The organism is Exiguobacterium sp. GL_137 (genome assembly GCF_057834585.1).
This window is the reverse complement of sequence record NZ_CM174406.1, coordinates 632,870-651,568: the sequence shown is the minus strand read 5'-3', so window position 1 is coordinate 651,568 and position 18,699 is coordinate 632,870. Positions and strand designations below refer to the sequence as shown.

Below are 18,699 nucleotides of genomic sequence, written 5' to 3'. Positions count from 1 at the left end.
ACGGTCGTCCCATATGGAACGACCGTCTTTTTATTTTACGATTCCTTCTTGCCGAAAACTGTGCCAGAGCTTATCGTCGATTGCGTACGGCTGTTCTTTTGCACGTTTCAATTCTTCCGTTTCCAATAAGACGATGACCTCTCGACCGTTGATTGACCAAACGGAGTCGTATCCTCTTTCCGCCTCAACGATTTCCACCGCGACATCCCCATGCGTCTCTTTTAGTTGTTGACTGACACTGGTGACGACAAAGCGAGCAAACTCATCCCGCGGACGACGGTTGGCAATGATCTTTCGAACGATCTCATTCCGTTCCACTTCTCTCATCTCCTTTCGTTTTTTGGTTGCACTAGCCTTTATGGCAAGGCCGAATCGGTGGTTTTATGACCGTACAGAAAAAGCCGAACGAGTCGGCTCAGCAACAAACGATTAAAAATAACAGATTGATTGAGACTATTTTTGCATGATTCAGAATCTTCGTCAACTCCGCTTTTGAAACCAAATCGGAAGGTACGTCGATACAAGAATGCCTGCAACGACAAACAACAGACCGATAAAAGCTTGCGGTGGAATGGATTCCCCGAGAATGAGCGCAGATAACGTCACGCCGTAAATCGGGACAAAAAACATGAACAGTGACACGCGGCTGACCGGATTATATTTCATCAAAAGATTCCATAACGTGAATCCAGTCGCTGACAAAAATGCTAAATAAACAAGCATCCAGACCGTCGTACTCGTGAAGCTAAACGGGAACCAGTCCCCATTTAAGACGGCTCCGACGATGAATAAACCAATTGATCCGATGACCATGGCCCAACCCGTCATCGGTGCGACCGGGTAACTTGCCGAATATTCCTTAGCGATTAAATTTCCGAATGCGCCGGAAATCATGGCGAGAATCAGTAAGACTTCACCACTCCCAAACGATACACCGGCTGACCCTTGCGGCCAGTTGGCTAAAATCACGCCCGTAAATCCTAAAAACAAGGCCAGTCCTTTGAATCGATTCAACCGGTCATCTTCATACCGGAAATGGGCGAGCAACATTTGAAAGAAAGAAGTCGATCCGGCAATGATCGATCCTTGAACCCCGGTCGATAAGGAAAGCCCGATATAAAAGAACACATATTGAAGAAACGTCAAAAAGAAGCCAAGCCGGCTGTACGCGAGTGTCCGCTTTTTTAATGTAATCGGTTGCTTAAAAATCAGGACGCTGACAATAAGCAATAAGACGCCGGCGATAAAAAAGCGGTAACTGGCAAACAACAGTTGTTCTCCGTATTCCGTTGAAGTAATGGCAAGCAGCGTATAACTTTTTTTGATGAAGGGAAACGCACTTCCCCAAAGGAAGGTCGTCACTAAAGCGAGCACAACCATACCAAATCGATCGGTCAATATTTTTTTCATTTTTGCTAATTCCTTTCCTGTTCCTTTTGACATAGACATGGTATAGTAGTTTTACAGATAATAATTATTATAATCTAGCGACAATGAAACTCATTATCATTCACGAGAAAACGTTGGTAATCAACATTCTCATTGTTTTAACATAATGATTTCTTTTCTCATTTAGAATTGAAAGGAGCTTTTCCATATGACTACCTCTACTACTACTGATGTCCATCAGCGTTCCGCTCTCCGTCATGCTTGGGAGGAACATCACGAATTGATTTTAGCACTCTTTAGCGGAATATTGATTTTAATTGCCTATACGCTCGAAAAGATCAACATTCCAGCCACAGGCTATGTCACGCTTTATCTCTCCGCTTACTTAATCGGAGGTTATGCGAAAGCAAAAGAAGGATTAACGGAAACCTATCATGACAAAACCTTGAATGTAGAATTATTGATGATTTTGGCTGCTATCGGTGCAGCAGCTATCGGATACTGGATGGAAGGTGCTATCTTGATTTTCATCTTCGCTTTATCCGGTGCTCTTGAAACCTACACTATGAATAAAAACGAGCGGGCACTGCAAAGTTTAATGTCCTTACAGCCGGAAGAAGCCACGCGATTAAATGCCGATGGTAAGCTTGAAGTCGTTGGTCTTGAGCAATTGGTCGTCGGAGAACTCGTCTACGTCCGCCCGGGGGAACGTATCCCTGTCGACGGAACCATCATCCGTGGTCAAGCTGCGATTGAAGAAGCATCGATTACCGGCGAATCAATTCCGGTTGAAAAACAAGTAGGCGATACCGTTTACAATTCAACGGTCAACATGAACGGTGTGTTGACGATCGAGATGACAAAAGCCGCAGACGAGTCCCTGTTCCAAAAAATCATTCACATGGTTCAAAACGCTCAAAGCGAACAATCACCATCCGCACAATTCATCGAACGGTTCGAAAGCCGTTACGTCAAAATCGTCTTACTCGTCGTCGCCTTGATGATGGTTGTCCCCCATTACTTAATTGGTTGGACATTTGAAACGAGTATCTATCGGGCCATGATTTTACTCGTCGTCGCTTCTCCTTGTGCTTTGGTCGCTTCGATCACACCGGCTGCTTTAGCAGCAATCGCCGCTTCTGCTAGAAACGGTGTCTTATTTAAAGGTGGGGCACATATCGAGACACTTGGACAAGTCGATACGATCGTCTTTGATAAAACCGGGACATTAACGACCGGGAAACCTATCGTCACGGAAAGCCATTATGCTGACGAAATTGATGCATTCGCCGTCAAACAAGCGGTCGCATCCATTGAAGCACAATCGAATCATCCGCTGGCACAAGCGATTGTTACACACTTAAAAACGGATATCATCGAACCATCCGCTTTCAAGGATGTGACAGGCTACGGAATCGAAGCTACAGTTTCCGGTCAAACGTACCGGATTGGAAAATATGCGTTCCACGAAGGATTGACCGATCCTTTCCTATCGATGGAGCAAACGTTAAAAGAACAAGGAAATACAATCGTCTATGTCAGTAACGGACAGTCAATTATTGCGCTCTATGCATTACGGGATACGATTCGTCCTGAAGCCAAGACAGCTATCGCGTCGTTAAATGCACTTGGGATCACGACAATCATGTTGACAGGAGACAACCCTGTGACTGCTGCTGCGATTTCGAAGGAAGCGGGCCTGACAGATTACGTTGCCGAATGTCTTCCTGAAGACAAAGTACGTTATATCAAGCAGTACCAGACTGAAGGAAAAACAGTCGCTATGGTCGGGGACGGAATTAATGATGCTCCCGCTCTTGCACTTGCACATGTCGGTATCGCAATGGGTGAAGGAACAGATGCTGCTCTTGAAACAGCCGATGTCGTCTTGATGAAAAATGATTTAGGACGCCTGGCTTATGCCGTCAACAAAGCGCGTAAGATGAATCGTGTCGTCAAACAAAACATCACACTCGCAATCGGTGTCATTCTTCTGCTAATCATTTCGAATTTGTCACAGTTCCTCATCATGCCGTTCGCAGTTGTCGGTCATGAAGGTTCGACCATTCTTGTCATTTTGAACGGATTACGCCTCCTTCAAAAAGATATGCCTCTCCCGGCAACTCCTGCAACTTTTTCAAAACAAGCAGCAGCGTAATCCAATCAAAAAGCATCTACCGTCGATTACCGACAGTAGATGCTTTTTTGGTGTGACGTTCAAAGAATAGATGGAGCTTGAAATCAACCAAATGTATTGGTTGGAATCGAGTCCAGATCCGCTTGCTCTTTTAATCGTTTTTCTTCCATCTTTTTCGGATCTGCTTTTTTCATGAAACGTTCCCACGACGCATTCAGTTCAGAGCCGAGTAAAATGATCAACCCTGTAAAATACAACCATAACAACACGATGACGACACTTCCGAGCGAACCGTACGTTTGATTGTAATTTGAGAAATTCGATACATAAAATCCGAACCCAACCGATAACAACTGCCATACGATGACACCGAAAACAGCCCCGGGAATCGCTTCTTTAAAGGAAATCGGACGTTTCGGAGCGACACGGTAGAAGATCGACAAAATCAAAATCAGCAAAATAGTCGAAATGGCATATCGCAAGACCGTCAACAGGATTTTTTGCCCCATATCAATCGGTAGGACAAAGTTGGCTAAGTAACTGATGATCGGCCCACCTAATACGTTCAAGACAATCAACAAGAGCATTCCGATTCCGAGCACAACGGTCAGAATCAATGCGATTCCACGTGCTGCGACGAATCCACGGGGTGAAAAATCACCATAGGCATGATTGGCTGTCGTAATCAGACGATCGACGCCTTTGGAAGCCGACCAGATCGCTAAAATCGCCCCGATTGACAAGAGACCGCCTTGCGGTTCCTTGATTGCTTGGAAAATGACATCCGTAAACGTATTGACCGATCCACCCGGCGCTAAATCACGAATTTGTGATTCAAGCGTCTGTTGATCAATATCAAAGAATGATAATACTGAAATAACAAAAATAATGCCTGGAAAAATCGATAAGAACCAATAATAAGCTAACGTTCCTGCGTAATCCGTAATGTTGTGATCGGACATGCGTTGCTTTAGATTAAGGGCTAACCCTTTAGGATCACGTGTATGCGCCATCATCATCTCCCCTTCATAAAAAAGAGGCAGTCCAGGACTACCTCATTGTCTTACTATACTTTTTCCCTGTTTATTTCAACTAAAACCTCAATTATCTATAAGCTCGATATCATAAAAACGTTCCGTCATCTTCGTCAATTTTTGTACAAGCGATGTCGGACGAACCGGTAAATGAATCAGCTCTTCACGTTTGATCCAGAGCGGTGTATATCCGGACGACAGATCCTCGAATTCTTCTCCCGTCCCTGTTCCAAATATACCACCCGTCATTTTTGCCCAGTAATACGGATTGTCCAATCCGTTAAATCGAACATTCGCGGCAACTCCCTCAAGTTCCACGTCCACTCCAAGCTCTTCATGCGCTTCCCGGATGGCGGTTTCTTCTAATGTTGCGCCTGCTTCTCGTCCGCCGCCCGGAAACACATAGTAGGTCTCACCCGGCTTATCCCGACGAATCAAGGCAACTTCATCTGCTTCATTGATTAGAATAATGGCACTTCTTTGAATCGGCATTGATTTTCACTCCTCCTCATCATCTGAGGACTCAACGAATGGTCTCAAGCATTTCTGGAATCAATCCATTTTCCGTGGATGCAATGACTTGTGCGGCAACCTTCATTCCAAGTTTAAGTGCATCTTCTGCCCGTTTGGATTCCGTCAATTCGGAAAGCACGGCAGAAAAGAATGAATCTCCAGCACCTGTTGAGTCAACTACTTTCACTTTTTTCGTCCCAACATGACCAGAAGTCGCTGTCCGGCGGTCCACATAGACAGCACCTAACTCACTCATTGTGACAACCGTGAAGGGTGCTCCTTTTTTCGCCAGTTCGTTCGCTACATGAATGGCGTCTTCTACCGTTACAATCGATAGGTCCGATAAAATCTCAGCTTCTTCACGGCTACAGATGAAGCCCGTAAATCCTTGTAAGAGGTGGCGATTACGCTCAATCACACTCAAATGTCCACAGACGCCGTAAAGCGGTAACTCCATTTTGCGACAGATATGAATCAACCGTTCGAGAACTGTCACCGATAAATCCAAATCGATCGCAACTGCATCCACTCCGTCAAGCGCATAGACGGATTGACGAAGAATGGCTTCTTCCAGGAGTTTAGCGTCCGGTTGTTTAGAAATCGACGTCTGTAAATCTCCTTCATTGTCCATGACTGCAAGCCACATCCCCATTCCATGATCTTCGAGCATCTCTACATGATCGACGTTGGCCCCGTAAGATTTTAACTCTTCGAGTACCCCGACACCGATTTGATCGTTCGTAACCGTCGAGATAAAACGAACATCATTTCCGAGAACAGCGAGATTTTGTGCTACGTTCCGTCCTGTACCACCATTCGAGAAGGTGATATCCCCGACGTTTTTCGCATCCTTATGCAAGGGTGCAAACGAAGTTCCTTTTATGTCGACGAATACTTTTCCGATTACCGCAATTTTATTCATTCCTGTTCCACCTCTAAAAAAATTTCATGAACCCGAAGGATTTATACGCGTTCTAGGCACATTGCCTCCATTATAGTAAAATTTCAAAACTGTTACAACCAATCAGACCCTTCATGATCCCAACAAAAAAATCCCGACGATGACAGTTTTGTCTGTCGATCGTTCGGGATTCCATTCAAAAAAGCGTTATTGTTTCCATCAGAGATTGGCGATGGTCAAACTGATCGCAAGCAATAATCCAAAGATTGTATTGACCTTCCCCGTCTGCGCCATACCCGGCATTAATTCCTGCGGCGGCAGGTCACGCCAGAACAGTTTCACGGCTTTAATCATCAGTGGAATGCTTAAAAGAGCAAGCAGTGCCCACCATGTGACGTTAAAGGCCAGTACGGCAATCAACAGCGACAGGACGGCAGCAGCAAAAAAGGCGATCAGCACATAGACTGCTTTTTGGTGACCGACTAAGCAGGCAATCGTCTTTCGTCCATTGACTTTGTCATTGTCGAGATCACGGATATTGTTCGCGAGTAGAATCGATCCAATTAAAATGGATACCGGAATCGAAATTGCGACTGCTTCTGTCGGAACATAACCGATTTGCAGATAAGCTGAGATCGCGATGATGACATACCCCATGAAAAAACCGGCGACGATTTCTCCGAACGGTGTATAAGCGATCGGTAATGGTCCTCCTGTGTAGATGTAACCAACGAACATCGAAACGATTCCAATCAAAAGCAACCACCATGTTGTTTCAAGGCACAAATAGATACCAAGCAGGGCCGAGATGCCGTATAACGAGAAGGCAAACGCTAAAATCGTTCCCGGCTTAAAACCGTCGCGGACAATCGATCCTCCGATCCCCACCGATTCTTCCGTATCGAGTCCCCGCTTGTAATCATAATATTCATTAAATAAGTTCGTCGCAATCTGAATCAGCATCGATGCGATCAACATGGCAAAAAACAGATCCATCCGTAACGATTCGATCCGTGGTGCCACGATAGCCGTTCCTACGACGACCGGCACAAAACTTGCCGTCAACGTATGCGGTCGTGTCATTCGCCAATATACAGCGATTGATTTATTCATATAATAAACCCCTTTCCTGTCTAAGTGTATCGGGTTTCGTTTTTTACTGTCAATGCTCAATCCCAGATAGCTTATTCCTTCTTTTTTTCAGATAAAAAGTTTACACTGAGAATAAGTGAAACGTATCACAGTATCTTTAGACTAGGGGGCAATGAGCGGTATGGCTTACGCTCAACATGAGCTTAAACAATGTATTGAACGTGCTGTTGGTCATGCAAATGCATATCAACGGTCTATTATCGCCGCGTATTCGTGGAATGTCGAGACGCAGGATGTCAGCGCACTGTCATTCGGAACAGAAGAACGCTTTTATTTTACGACACCTGATCGGTCCATGCGTGCCATTGGTTTTGGCATTACGCAACAACTAAAGACGGCAGGACACGATCGTTTCTTACGGATGCAGTCCATGTGGTCAAATTTGAATCGGGATCATGTCGGCACCGATTTATTTGCCTTTTGCGGCTTTTCTTTTTCTGAACTCAAGCATACTGAATATCGTTGGTCTTCTTTTGGAGAAGCGTCGATGACCATTCCCAAGTATCTTTACTTGGAACAGGATGGACGAACGACGGTAACGGTTTTTGCGTTCGTTGAACCGCAATCTAACGCAGAAAAGATTCTCAACCAGTTGGCAGTAGAATATGCAGAATTGCATACACCGAAGTCCACTCCATTCGTGACACGGATTCGTCTGACGCGTGACGGAAATGATGCTTTTGAAGCCTCGTTTCATCAAGCGGCACAACTCTTAAAAACGTCACTTAAAAAAATCGTCTTAGCCCGTGAGGTCGTCTATGAGCTCGATCAGCCAATTGATTTGGCAGGACTCGTCGAGGAACTCGAGTCTTCGCAGCCGGGCAGTTATATCTTCTTCTTTCAACCGACGACAGATGAAGCTTTCCTTGGTGCGACGCCGGAACGATTGATTTTAAAATCCGGTCTTGAGCTCAAAACAGCCGCCGTTGCCGGATCCGCTCCTCGACACGCGATTGAGACGACAGATGCCGCACTGGGACAGTCATTGTTACAGGATGATAAAAACCGTGTCGAACACGCGATTGTCGTCGACTCGATTGAAAATACACTTCAAGGACTCTCGACAGCGATCACCAAACCGGATGAACCGATGTTGCTGAAGAATCGCCATATCCAGCATCTCTATACGCCGATCAATGCAACACTTTCACCTGAAGTCAGTCTGTTTCAGCTGATCGAGAAGCTTCACCCTACACCTGCACTGGGTGGAGAACCCAAGGAGGCGGCCGTCGCTGCAATCCGCGAAATCGAAACGTTCGAACGTGGCTGGTACGGTTCTCCCGTCGGTTGGATGGACGGACAGGAAAATGGTGAATTCATCGTCGCCATCCGCTCCGGTCTGTTTACCGACCGCTCGGCTGTTCTTTATGCGGGTTGCGGGATTGTCGAAGGATCTGTTCTCCAAAGTGAACTGGAAGAAACCGATACAAAACTATCACCGATGTTACAGGCCCTGTCGCATCTTTGTACGATAGAAAAGGATGATATTTATGTTGACTAAATGGATGCATGCATTAATCGATAATTTAGTGAAAGGCGGAGTCCGGGATTTTGTCATCAGTCCCGGATCTCGTTCGACCCCCCTTGCCATCGCTGCTTTTCTTCACCCTTTTAGCCGTACCCACGTCCTCGTTGACGAACGGTCGGCTAGTTTTTTTGCCCTTGGTTTAACACGTGCGGAAGATACATTGCGTCCGGTCGCTTTGATTTGTACGAGCGGAACGGCAGCCACGAATTATTATTCTGCCGTGACGGAAGCAAACATCTTCGAGTTGCCGTTAATCGTATTGACGGCGGATCGCCCCCATGAATTACGTGGAGTCGGTGCCCCCCAAGCGATTGATCAAGTCGGTCTATACGGGAAGCAGGTACGGCATGCCTTTGACCTGCCGCTGCCGGAAGATACTGCTCTTCCGTACGTACAGCACGTAGCGGAACGCGCCGTTCTTCTCGCCCTGGCAGAGCCTGCTGGTCCGGTCCATATCAATATTCCACTTCGGGAACCATTGATTCCAGAACTGGATTTACTGCAAACGGGTCAGCCGGTCGGACAACCGCATCAACCGGCAGTAGAAAAACATACACAAAAATGGATTGAAATTTTATCAATTCCGCGTCTTTTGATTGTCATCGGACCTCAACTTTCTCTTGCGGATACACAAATCATCCTTGACTATGCCGACCGTGCGCGGATTCCGGTTTTAGCCGATCCATTGAGTCAAGGCCGCCGTTCTTCTAACGATACGGTTTTCAGCTATTACGATACCTGGTTAAAAGAAACAGCGATTCACGATGATATCCGACCGGATCATATTTTACGATTCGGTGCGATGCCGACATCAAAACCATATCTTCTTTGGTCAAAAGGTATTCCAACGACAGTTGTCGGGCATCCCGGAAATTGGCGTGATCCCCAGTTGCAGGCCCACTTTTTAAGTGGTCATCCGAGCCAAATGAAGACTGTCCCCGTCATAACGCATGATGTATCTTATCTCAAGACCCTTCAACGGGCAGAGCACATCGTCCAGACTGTCTTTTCTTCTTTGGATGCAGACCAGCTGACGGAATACAACGTCGTCCGGGCATTAAATGATTTAACGGAAGGCAGTCTATTTGTTTCGAACAGTATGCCGATCCGCGACCTCGATACGTTTTTACCGACGCGTACGCCGCTGCGTATCCTCGCCAATCGAGGAGCCAATGGCATTGACGGGATTCTTTCAAGTGCCCTCGGCGCAACATATGAAGCCGACAATCGTTACCTCCTGGTCGGTGATCTTGCGTTCTTACATGACATCAACGGATTGATGATGGCACGATCTGTCCCGATCACGATACTTTTAGTGAATAACACCGGCGGCGGTATCTTTAGTTTTCTACCGCAACAAAATCTTGATCCTGCTTTGTTTGAACCCCTTTTTGGAACGGCACAAGACGTTGATTTCAGCCACTTGGCTGCCGGTTACGGGGTAGAATATGAACGGATTTCATCGATTACGCAGCTCAAGTCGACGTTGCAGCAACAAGCGACTGCGACACGTGTCTTGGAAATCGTCACCGATCGTCCGGAAAACGTTCGTCTCCACCGCTTGATTTGGGAACAGACGAATCAGGCATTGCAGGACGCATTCCGATGAAACTGCGGCATCAGGAATACCATGTCGAGATGACAGGAAGCGGTCCGCCTTTGTTGCTGTTACACGGTTTTACCGGGAGCAGTGCCACATGGGATCTGCTCGAAAGCCGGTTGCAATCAGACTATACCGTCTATCGGATTGATTTGCTCGGACATGGTCGGACAGCTGCTGCTCCTTACCAACGGATGCGCCTGACGGAACAGGTAAAGGATTTGCAGACCTTACTTGCGACCCGTGACGAAGACTGGTCGGTGTTAGGCTATTCCATGGGCGGTCGAATCGCCCTTCTGCTTGCTGCGACATCGAAACAGGTGAAACAGACGATTGCCATCAGTACGACACCAGGCATCCGCTCGGCACATGAACGACGGTTACGTCGTCAAGCCGATCGCCGTCTCGCCGATCGTTTATTGACGGATGGTCTGACAGCTTTCATCGATTACTGGGAGTCGCTCCCGCTTTTTGCAAGTCAACGTCATTTACCGGTTGAAATACGGGAGTCGATCCGCCGTGGACGACTGGCACAATCACCGGAAGGACTGGCCGCTTCTTTGATCGCTCAAGGAACAGGCAATATGGCTCCGGTCTGGCACTTACTCGACCCTTCTTCGATTGACTGGATTGTCGGGACCGAGGACAGTAAATTTAAAAAAATTGCTATCGAAGCTGCTTTACCCGAAAAAATTCATTTAATTGACGGTGCATCACACGCCCCACATATCGACCAACCGGAAAAGTTTGTTACAATAGTAGAGAAACTACTCTTAATTAATTAAATGGGGGAATTGAAATGAGATACGTTCCAGAATGGGCATCTGCCCGTAGCTACGAAGACATCAAGTATGAAAAATGGAATGGGATCGCTAAAATTACGATCAACCGTCCCGAAGTCCGCAACGCTTTTCGTCCGAAGACCGTCCACGAACTGATTGACGCTTTTTCACGTGCACGTGACGATCAAAACGTCGGTGTCATCGTCTTGACTGGTGAAGGCGATCTTGCTTTCTGCTCAGGCGGCGACCAAAAAGTCCGCGGGCATGGTGGATATGTCGGTGAGGATGAAATTCCACGCTTGAACGTTCTTGATTTACAACGCCTGATCCGTGTTATTCCGAAACCGGTCATCGCAATGGTTGCAGGATATGCAATTGGTGGCGGACATGTTCTTCACCTTGTCTGTGACTTAACGATTGCAGCTGACAATGCGAAATTCGGTCAAACGGGTCCTAAAGTCGGATCATTCGATGCTGGATATGGTTCTGGTTACCTCGCTCGCGTCGTTGGTCATAAAAAAGCACGTGAAATCTGGTACCTCTGCCGTCAATACGATGCCCAACAAGCACTTGACATGGGCCTCGTCAATACGGTCGTTCCACTGGCTGATCTGGAGCAAGAAACAATCCAATGGTGTTCTGAAATCCTTCAGCACTCACCAACAGCACTTCGTTTCTTAAAAGCTGCATTTAATGCCGATTCAGACGGTCTTGCAGGTATCCAACAACTTGCGGGTGATGCAACATTACTGTATTACACGACAGACGAAGCAAAAGAAGGACGCGATGCGTTTAAAGAAAAACGTGATCCTGACTTTGGACAGTTTCCACGATTCCCATAATACAAAAAAGGTTCAATGTCGAAAGACGTTTGAACCTTTTTCTTATCATCATCCAGAAAGGAAGTGGTAATCCGTGTACCCTTGGATTTACACACGTGCTAAAGAACAACCGGATGATCTTGCTCTCATCACGGTCAGCGAACGTTTGACCTGGTCCGCGCTCTACACAAAAGCACATGAACTGGCAAGTTCCTGGGCTCCCCTGCTTTCCCGTGGTGATCGTATCGCGTTATACGGTCCTTCCAGCAGCAGTTATATCATCGCCGTTCACGCCGCCCAGTTGCTTGAATTGACGATCGTTCCAATCAACATCCGCTTGAGTCAAACGGAAGTGCAGATGCAACTTAAACAAGCTGATGTCCGGTTCGTCATCTCAGACCGACCGATTGATGCACCGGTCAAACGGCTCCCGTTTCAAGTGGTCAATCCGGCGCCCGAGGTTCTCGTGCGTCATATGCCGAAACATTATATCCAGTCGATGTTATTTACGAGCGGAACGACCGGACGGCCTAAAGCGGTCGAACAAACGATGCTCAATCACTTTTCGAGCGCCATGAATGCGGCCCGTCATACCGGCTCTTATCCGGATGACCGTTTCCTTGTTGTCACACCGTTGTTTCATATGAGCGGTTTAGCTGTCGTCTACCGTTCCGTCATCTATGGCGTCCCACTTATCCTTGAACCTCATTTTTCACCGAACAAGACCATTACATGGATCAAGACAGAACACATTACACACATTTCTCTCGTCTCAGTCATGTTGGATCGTTTGCTTGAAGCCGGACTGCGCCGGTTTGATTTGCGTGTCGTCCTGACCGGCGGCGGTCCCGTACCTTTACCGATTCTGACCCGCGCGTTAGACCGTGATATTCCCGTCATGCAAACGTACGGCATGACCGAAACTGCTTCCCAAGTCGCGACGCTCCTGCCGGAAGAAGCGATTCGAAAGATTGGTTCTGCCGGTAAAGCCATTGCTCCGACGGAAATCCGCATCAACCGTTACCAGGAAATTGAAGTCAAAGGCCCGACTGTCATGAACGGTTATTTTGCTAATCCAGAGGCGACTGCAGCCGCCTTTACAGCGGATGGCTATTTGAAGACCGGAGATCTCGGACGAATCGATGCCGATGGTTACTTGTATGTATTGGATCGTAGAAGTGATTTAATCATTTCCGGTGGTGAAAATGTTTATCCGGCCGAAGTCGAAGCTGCCCTATTATCGATCTCAGGTATTACGGAAGCCGGTGTCGTCGGACGTTTTGACCCGATCTGGGGGCAAGTGCCGGTCGCATTCATCGTCAGTACGATGCCAGAGACCGGTATCCGCGAAGAAATGGGACGTTTACTGGCAAAATACAAATGTCCCGTCACTTATTTTTACCGTGATACATTACCGCGTAACGCCAACGGCAAACTGATTCGGCGTCAGCTGAAGGAGTCACTATGACGGCAATCACCCTTCGCAGCGCCGAACTATTTGATGTGGATTTGACGTTTCGTCAGCCGATGCAGACCGCCATCTCCACGTTGTCAAAACGACGGACAACGATTCTCCGGTTGACCGATCAAGAAGGTCGAATCGGCTACGGAGAAGGTGTCGCTTTTGAGACACCTTGGTATACGGCAGAAACACAAGACTCACTTCGTGCACTGTCACCGCTCCTTTACCGTTTGCTTGCGGCACAACCTTTATCTTCACCCGCTGACGTCCCTGCACGCTTTCAGCCGATCAAAGGAAATCAGATGGCAAAAGCGATGTTTGACGGGGCCGTTCATGAACTGTTTGCACAAGCGGAACATATCTCCCTTGCGACCTATTTGGGTGGTGATGCGACGCTGGCAATTCCGTGTGGAAAAGCACTCGGACGTTCCTCTGCCGATCAGACAATTGAAGCTGTAGGTCAGGCATTGACTGATGGATTCGAGCGGATTAAATTGAAACTGGCTCCAACGGATACAGCTATTCTTAAACAGGTTCGAAAGACTTTTCCGGATGCTCCGTTGATGTTTGATGCCAACGGAAGTTTTGATTTGTCGGATTTACCACTCCTTCAAGAGTGGGATACGTTCTCTTTGCTGATGATGGAACAGCTGTTTCCTGCTGATGACTGGTTAAGTCATCAGCAGGCTGTCTCGTTACTCAAGACACCGCTTTGTCTCGATGAATCTATTCAGACGACGCAGGATGCCTTGCTGATGCGGACACTGCAGGCAGGTCAAATCATCAACATCAAACCGGCTCGTCTCGGCGGTTTGACAGCAGCGCTCGATGTCCGAAGCATGGCGCCATCGTACTGGCTAGGCGGCATGTTTGAGAGCGGGATTGGCCGACGCCAAACGTTGGCATTCGCCACTTTACCGGGACTTGCTTATCCGATTGATATGTCCGGAACCGATCAATACTTCATTGAAGATTTGCTAGAACAGGACTACATCGTCGAAAACGGCTCGATCCGGTATGCGGAACATCCGGTTTCCCGCGAACGCCTTGAACGATTAGCCGTCTCAACAAAAATGCTCTAAACAAACAGGAGTATCACATCCCGCTCGAATCGAGGGACTTGATACTCCTGTTTGGTGTAATCGATTGACGATTCCTGACTCAATCGACTTTTGTTAAGATTTCATACCCGTCTTTTAAGACGATGACGCTATGTTCAAATTGAGAAACCAAACTTTTATTTGGTGTGTATAATGTCCAACCGTCCTTCTCGTCTTCCATACAAAATTCGTCGCCTGTTGAGATGAACGTTTCAACGGCAATGACTTGCCCTTCTTTTAACAAGTCGTTTTCCTCACGGCTGAAGTAGTTCGAAATCGACTCCGGTTCGCCGTGCAACGTCTTCCCTAACCCGTGACCCGCCAAGTTCCGGATGACGGTAAATCCGCTCTTGCGTGTCTCGGCATAAATCGCTTTGCCGATTTGATTCACCTTTGTCCCGGCTTTCACTTTCTCTAATCCTTTTTCAAGGGCAGACAACGAGACTTCAACTAAGCGGACATCTTCCGGACGACGGGCTTGTCCTGCGATGACGGTTTTGCCCGTGTCGGAGTAGTAACCGTTTTTCACAGCGGAAACGTCGACATTCACGATATCTCCCTCTTGAATGACATACGCACCCGGAATACCGTGTGCTGCCACTTCGTTCACACTGATGCAAGTTGCTCCCGGAAAATCATACATGACGATCGGTGCGGATTCCGCTCCTTGTTCTTTCAGGATAAGTGCCCCGATCTCGTCCAGTTCCTTTGTCGTAATCCCTGGTTTGACGGCATTTGCCATCTCATCGCGGGCGATCGCGACAATCCGTCCAATTTCACGTAGTGCATCGTAATCATAATCCAACATCATTCATTTCCTCCTCATTCACTCAATCGTTCTTGATATAAATAGTCTGCTGAAATATCAGCAAATAAGAACATCCCATTATTCAGCGGCATACTGAAGGTCCGTGTCTGTTCACCTGAACTGAAGTCGACGTAACGGTCGGATAAGTAACCGGTATGCCGTCGTTCCATTGCGACCGTCGTTCGGATGAAGTACGGCCGGAAACTCCAATTGTACCCTTGGTAAAACGAATACCGTTTCCAGTCCCCACTTTTTTTACTGATATTCGATGACTGCTGGAAGCCGTTCGCGTCCGTGATATAAAAGCGGATAAACTCCGGTTCCATCTTTTTCGCAAGCATCAACAGCCAACTGTCGAGGTCTTCCTCTGCTTTGATCGACTGGCAATATTCGTTAAAACGAATCGTCCAATCCTGCTCCAGCTGAAACAGCCGGTTCATCTGTTCCCGGTCATATTTATAAAACATCGGGACCTCGTGAAGAAGAATCTCCATTCCCGGACATGTCGTTACCCAGTCCGGTGTTGTTTCACCGAGTAAATTTCCCATATAGTATCGTCCGCCGTGCTGCCAGGCATAACGCAACTGACCAAGATGGCTGATATTTTTGTACAACAACGGCGCGCCGAGTTGATCACAGAGATGTTCCATCGTCTGCAGTAAATGCGGATAACTGGCCGACACAGTCTTTTTCTCAATCATCGATGCCAAATCGACAATCAACATATCCGGCGACATCGAAAAGACTCGTTCCAGACTGGTCGCTTCTGCCCGGTCTAATGCGACCTTCAAACCGGAGTTTTGATAATAGGCGACAATCCGGCCGAGTCGATCAAAATCATCGACTTGCACATCCGTTAATGTGACATATAACCGGTCTTCCGGAAAATCGATTTGTGCATCACGCAAGATGCTTAAAAAATCTTCTCCTCCGTTCTCAAACAGCCAGGCCGGTCGGCAGCGGATTAAAACAAACGAATGCGCATCCGTCGGTACTTTTTGAAACGCATGTCGAATGACATGACTCATCACTTCGAGCTGATACTCAATCGGTACATCGTCTTCTTGAAAAAACGGTTTTAATGGTTCTCCCCGGAAATGGGATTGAATTTCATACCCTTCCACTTTAAAAGGCGCCGCTCCGACAATCGGCTGAAACCAAGCTTCAATTTGTTCGGGATGAACAATGACATCTAAGGCATCCATTCTTCTGCCCCCCTTTTCTCTTGTTCCATCTTATCAAAAAAAGAACCCCTCTGTAATCAGAGAGGTCCTGTCTTTAAAATAAGGTCGTATCTTTTCTGATTGCGATGTACAGATAAACACCAAATGTCGCTGTAAGATAAATGATGCTGAGGACTCCGTATTGAATGCCGGTCGCCCCGCCCTTGCCAATCGCCAAGACAAGAAAGATAATTCCGCCAAATAACAAAGTCGCCAAAGGAATATAACGGAAGTGCCCTTTTGTCGTCTGTTCACTAATTCGTTTCGTTGCGACGACTAGCACTATCAGACAAATGAATGCCAAAGCGTAGGTAATATACACAAGATTCCGCCCTCTCTATATCGTTCATTGCTCATTTTAGCACGAGATTTCATAAAAAAGAACCGACTTGTCTGTGACAAATCGGTTCAAACTTCTTACTTTTCAAAACGTGGTTTACGTCCGCCACGGTTACGATCACTTTCACTGCGGTTACGACCAGCGTATCCACCTTCACGACGATCTGAAGAAGAAGATGTGCTGCTGCTACGGTTTCCTTCAGAAGGACGACCGCCTTCACGGCGCTCCCCACCACGTGGGTTACTGCCACGGTATCCGCCACTGCTACGGTTAGAAGAAGAACCAGAACCTGATCCACCTTTGTTACCGTAAGGACGACGGTTACCGCCGCCACCGTTGCTACCAAAACGTTTCACACGGATTGGTTCGATTGACGAAATTTGAACTGGCGTTGCATCCGGCTCTTTCGTTAATCCTTTAAGTGCTGCTGAAATCAATTCAACTGCTTCGTACTCTTCAAGAAGTTCCTGAGCGAGTGTTGTATACTCTTGAGCATTTTTCGCTTCTACACGTTTGATTAATTCTTGTGCAGCAAGTTTCAAGTTACCTTCTAGGATTTCATCAAGTGTCGGTGCATGACGACGCGACATTTTTTTGTTTGTAACACGTTCGATCGTTTTGATCTGACCGAATTCACGTGGTGTAACAAAAGTAATCGCTGATCCTGTTTTACCAGCACGACCAGTACGGCCGATACGGTGAACATAGCTTTCCGGATCTTGCGGGACATCAAAGTTATAAACATGTGTAACGCCTGTAATATCAAGACCACGTGCCGCTACGTCTGTAGCTACAAGGATATCGATTGTTCCTTTTTTGAAACGGCGGATAACTTGGTCACGTTTTGCTTGTGTTAAGTCACCGTGTAAACCGTCAGCCGTGTATCCACGTTGGACAAGTCCTTCTGTCATCTCATCAACACGTTTTTTCGTACGACCGAAGATGATTGAGAGTTCCGGAGAATCCGTATCAATCAAGCGGCAAAGCACATCGAATTTTTGGTTTTCTTTTAATTCGATGAATGATTGGTCGATGTTTTCGACAGTCATTTCTTTTGCTTTTACTTTGATGTGAGTCGGAGTCGTCATGAAACGATCTGCGATTTTACGAATCTGCGGCGGCATTGTCGCAGAGAATAAAAGTGTTTGACGAGTCGGCGGAAGTGTACCCAAGATTTTTTCGATATCTTCCACGAATCCCATGTTCAACATTTCATCTGCCTCATCCAAGATAACTGTTTGGACGTGGTCGAGGTTTAATGTTTTACGGTTCATGTGGTCCATTAGACGACCAGGTGTCGCGACGACGATTTGTGGGTTCTTACGAAGCGCACGAATCTGACGGTCGATTTGCTGACCACCGTATACTGGCAAGGCATGAACGCGTTTTACTTCACCAATGCGGTTTAGTTCTTCTGCAACTTGAATCGCAAGTTCACGAGTTGGTGCAAGGATTAATGCTTGGATATGGCGTGATTTTGCGTCAAGACGCTCGATCGTTGGAATACCGAATGCAGCTGTTTTCCCTGTTCCTGTTTGCGCTTGACCGATTAAGTCAACACCGCTAAGACCGACTGGAATTGTTTCTGCTTGGATTGGAGTTGCTTCTTCAAAGCCCATTTTTAGGACACCTTTGATAAGTGCCTCACTAAGATTTAATTCACGAAATGTTGTCAATGCTAAATACTCTCCTTTGTCATATGAAAAGCGTCTGCCACTAAACAGACGCTACCGTAACGAATACAATCGACTACCTATTATAGCAGAACCTCTTCCTTAAAGATAGGGGCTATTTCTGCGTATAATAATGTTTAGGGAAGTCACCATCATAATCGTTGCCATAAGGGCGAGGGAAAGGCATGATGCCCGGACCGTACAACGCTCGAATTCGCGCCGCTTGCCCCCACTAG

At 47.0% G+C, this 18,699-nt stretch carries 17 protein-coding genes; 7 read left to right on the top strand and 10 right to left on the bottom strand.

The features are described 5' to 3' along the window. Positions 1–30: 30 nt before the first annotated feature. Positions 31–327 carry a hypothetical protein gene (locus AC3IRK_RS03390; RefSeq protein ID WP_426354793.1) on the bottom strand — a complete coding sequence of 99 codons (297 nt, stop codon included), beginning with the start codon at positions 325–327 and terminating at the stop codon, positions 31–33. 153 nt (positions 328–480) lie between these two features. Then, positions 481–1,410, bottom strand: a complete 930-nt coding sequence (locus AC3IRK_RS03385; RefSeq protein ID WP_131504190.1) for a DMT family transporter — start codon at positions 1,408–1,410, stop codon at positions 481–483. A 187-nt stretch (positions 1,411–1,597) separates the two neighbouring features. Between AC3IRK_RS03385 and AC3IRK_RS03380 the strand changes: the two genes are divergently transcribed. Next, positions 1,598–3,547: a heavy metal translocating P-type ATPase gene (locus AC3IRK_RS03380; RefSeq protein ID WP_131973602.1), complete on the top strand. Its 1,950-nt coding sequence runs from the start codon at positions 1,598–1,600 to the stop codon at positions 3,545–3,547. Between the two features lie 83 nt (positions 3,548–3,630). Here AC3IRK_RS03380 and AC3IRK_RS03375 read toward each other — a convergent pair whose 3' ends face one another. The 4 genes from AC3IRK_RS03375 to AC3IRK_RS03360 form a co-directional block, all read right to left on the bottom strand. Further along, positions 3,631–4,539 (bottom strand): YihY/virulence factor BrkB family protein, encoded by a 909-nt coding sequence (locus AC3IRK_RS03375; protein ID WP_131504192.1) that lies wholly within the window; start codon positions 4,537–4,539, stop codon positions 3,631–3,633. Positions 4,540–4,626: 87 nt separating this feature from the next. Then, positions 4,627–5,052, bottom strand: coding sequence for an NUDIX hydrolase (locus AC3IRK_RS03370; protein WP_131504193.1), 426 nt, complete (start codon positions 5,050–5,052; stop codon positions 4,627–4,629). A 31-nt stretch (positions 5,053–5,083) separates the two neighbouring features. Further along, the gene (locus tag AC3IRK_RS03365; protein ID WP_114596815.1) at positions 5,084–5,995 is read right to left on the bottom strand and encodes a guanosine-inosine kinase; all 912 of its coding nucleotides are present in this window, start codon (positions 5,993–5,995) and stop codon (positions 5,084–5,086) included. A gap of 198 nt (positions 5,996–6,193) precedes the next feature. Further along, complete coding sequence (locus AC3IRK_RS03360; RefSeq protein ID WP_114596816.1) at positions 6,194–7,087, bottom strand: 1,4-dihydroxy-2-naphthoate polyprenyltransferase; 894 nt, start codon at positions 7,085–7,087, stop codon at positions 6,194–6,196. Between the two features lie 160 nt (positions 7,088–7,247). On the opposite strand from AC3IRK_RS03360, the gene AC3IRK_RS03355 reads away from it, so the two are divergent. From AC3IRK_RS03355 to menC, 6 genes are all read left to right on the top strand, one after another. Next, positions 7,248–8,627 carry an isochorismate synthase gene (locus AC3IRK_RS03355; RefSeq protein ID WP_131504194.1) on the top strand — a complete coding sequence of 460 codons (1,380 nt, stop codon included), beginning with the start codon at positions 7,248–7,250 and terminating at the stop codon, positions 8,625–8,627. Further along, positions 8,617–10,263, top strand: coding sequence for a 2-succinyl-5-enolpyruvyl-6-hydroxy-3-cyclohexene-1-carboxylic-acid synthase (gene menD / locus AC3IRK_RS03350; protein ID WP_188005188.1), 1,647 nt, complete (start codon positions 8,617–8,619; stop codon positions 10,261–10,263). Before AC3IRK_RS03355 ends, menD begins: the two co-directional genes overlap by 11 nt. Continuing rightward, positions 10,260–11,039, top strand: a complete 780-nt coding sequence (gene menH / locus AC3IRK_RS03345; RefSeq protein WP_131504196.1) for a 2-succinyl-6-hydroxy-2,4-cyclohexadiene-1-carboxylate synthase — start codon at positions 10,260–10,262, stop codon at positions 11,037–11,039. The genes menD and menH overlap by 4 nt, the downstream gene beginning before the upstream one ends. Positions 11,040–11,053: 14 nt before the next feature. Further along, on the top strand, positions 11,054–11,878 hold the full coding sequence (gene menB / locus AC3IRK_RS03340; RefSeq protein ID WP_026829150.1) for a 1,4-dihydroxy-2-naphthoyl-CoA synthase: 825 nt from the start codon (positions 11,054–11,056) through the stop codon (positions 11,876–11,878). A gap of 73 nt (positions 11,879–11,951) precedes the next feature. Further along, positions 11,952–13,325, top strand: coding sequence for an o-succinylbenzoate--CoA ligase (menE, locus tag AC3IRK_RS03335; RefSeq protein ID WP_489170399.1), 1,374 nt, complete (start codon positions 11,952–11,954; stop codon positions 13,323–13,325). Next, positions 13,322–14,401: an o-succinylbenzoate synthase gene (menC, locus tag AC3IRK_RS03330; protein WP_489170398.1), complete on the top strand. Its 1,080-nt coding sequence runs from the start codon at positions 13,322–13,324 to the stop codon at positions 14,399–14,401. Before menE ends, menC begins: the two co-directional genes overlap by 4 nt. Positions 14,402–14,480: 79 nt before the next feature. On the opposite strand, the gene map is transcribed toward menC, so the two are convergent. The 4 genes from map to cshA all read right to left on the bottom strand — a co-directional run bounded on the left by map (position 14,481) and on the right by cshA (position 18,466). Next, positions 14,481–15,227, bottom strand: a complete 747-nt coding sequence (gene map / locus AC3IRK_RS03325) for a type I methionyl aminopeptidase (RefSeq protein ID WP_489170723.1) — start codon at positions 15,225–15,227, stop codon at positions 14,481–14,483. Positions 15,228–15,241: 14 nt separating this feature from the next. Continuing rightward, entirely contained in the window at positions 15,242–16,432 is a 1,191-nt protein-coding gene (locus tag AC3IRK_RS03320) for an EAL-associated domain-containing protein (RefSeq protein ID WP_131504200.1), read from the bottom strand. Positions 16,433–16,505: 73 nt separating this feature from the next. After that, positions 16,506–16,772: a hypothetical protein gene (locus tag AC3IRK_RS03315; protein ID WP_131504201.1), complete on the bottom strand. Its 267-nt coding sequence runs from the start codon at positions 16,770–16,772 to the stop codon at positions 16,506–16,508. 95 nt (positions 16,773–16,867) lie between these two features. Next, positions 16,868–18,466, bottom strand: a complete 1,599-nt coding sequence (cshA, locus tag AC3IRK_RS03310) for a degradosome RNA helicase CshA (RefSeq protein ID WP_131504202.1) — start codon at positions 18,464–18,466, stop codon at positions 16,868–16,870. Between the last annotated feature and the right edge of the window lie 233 nt (positions 18,467–18,699).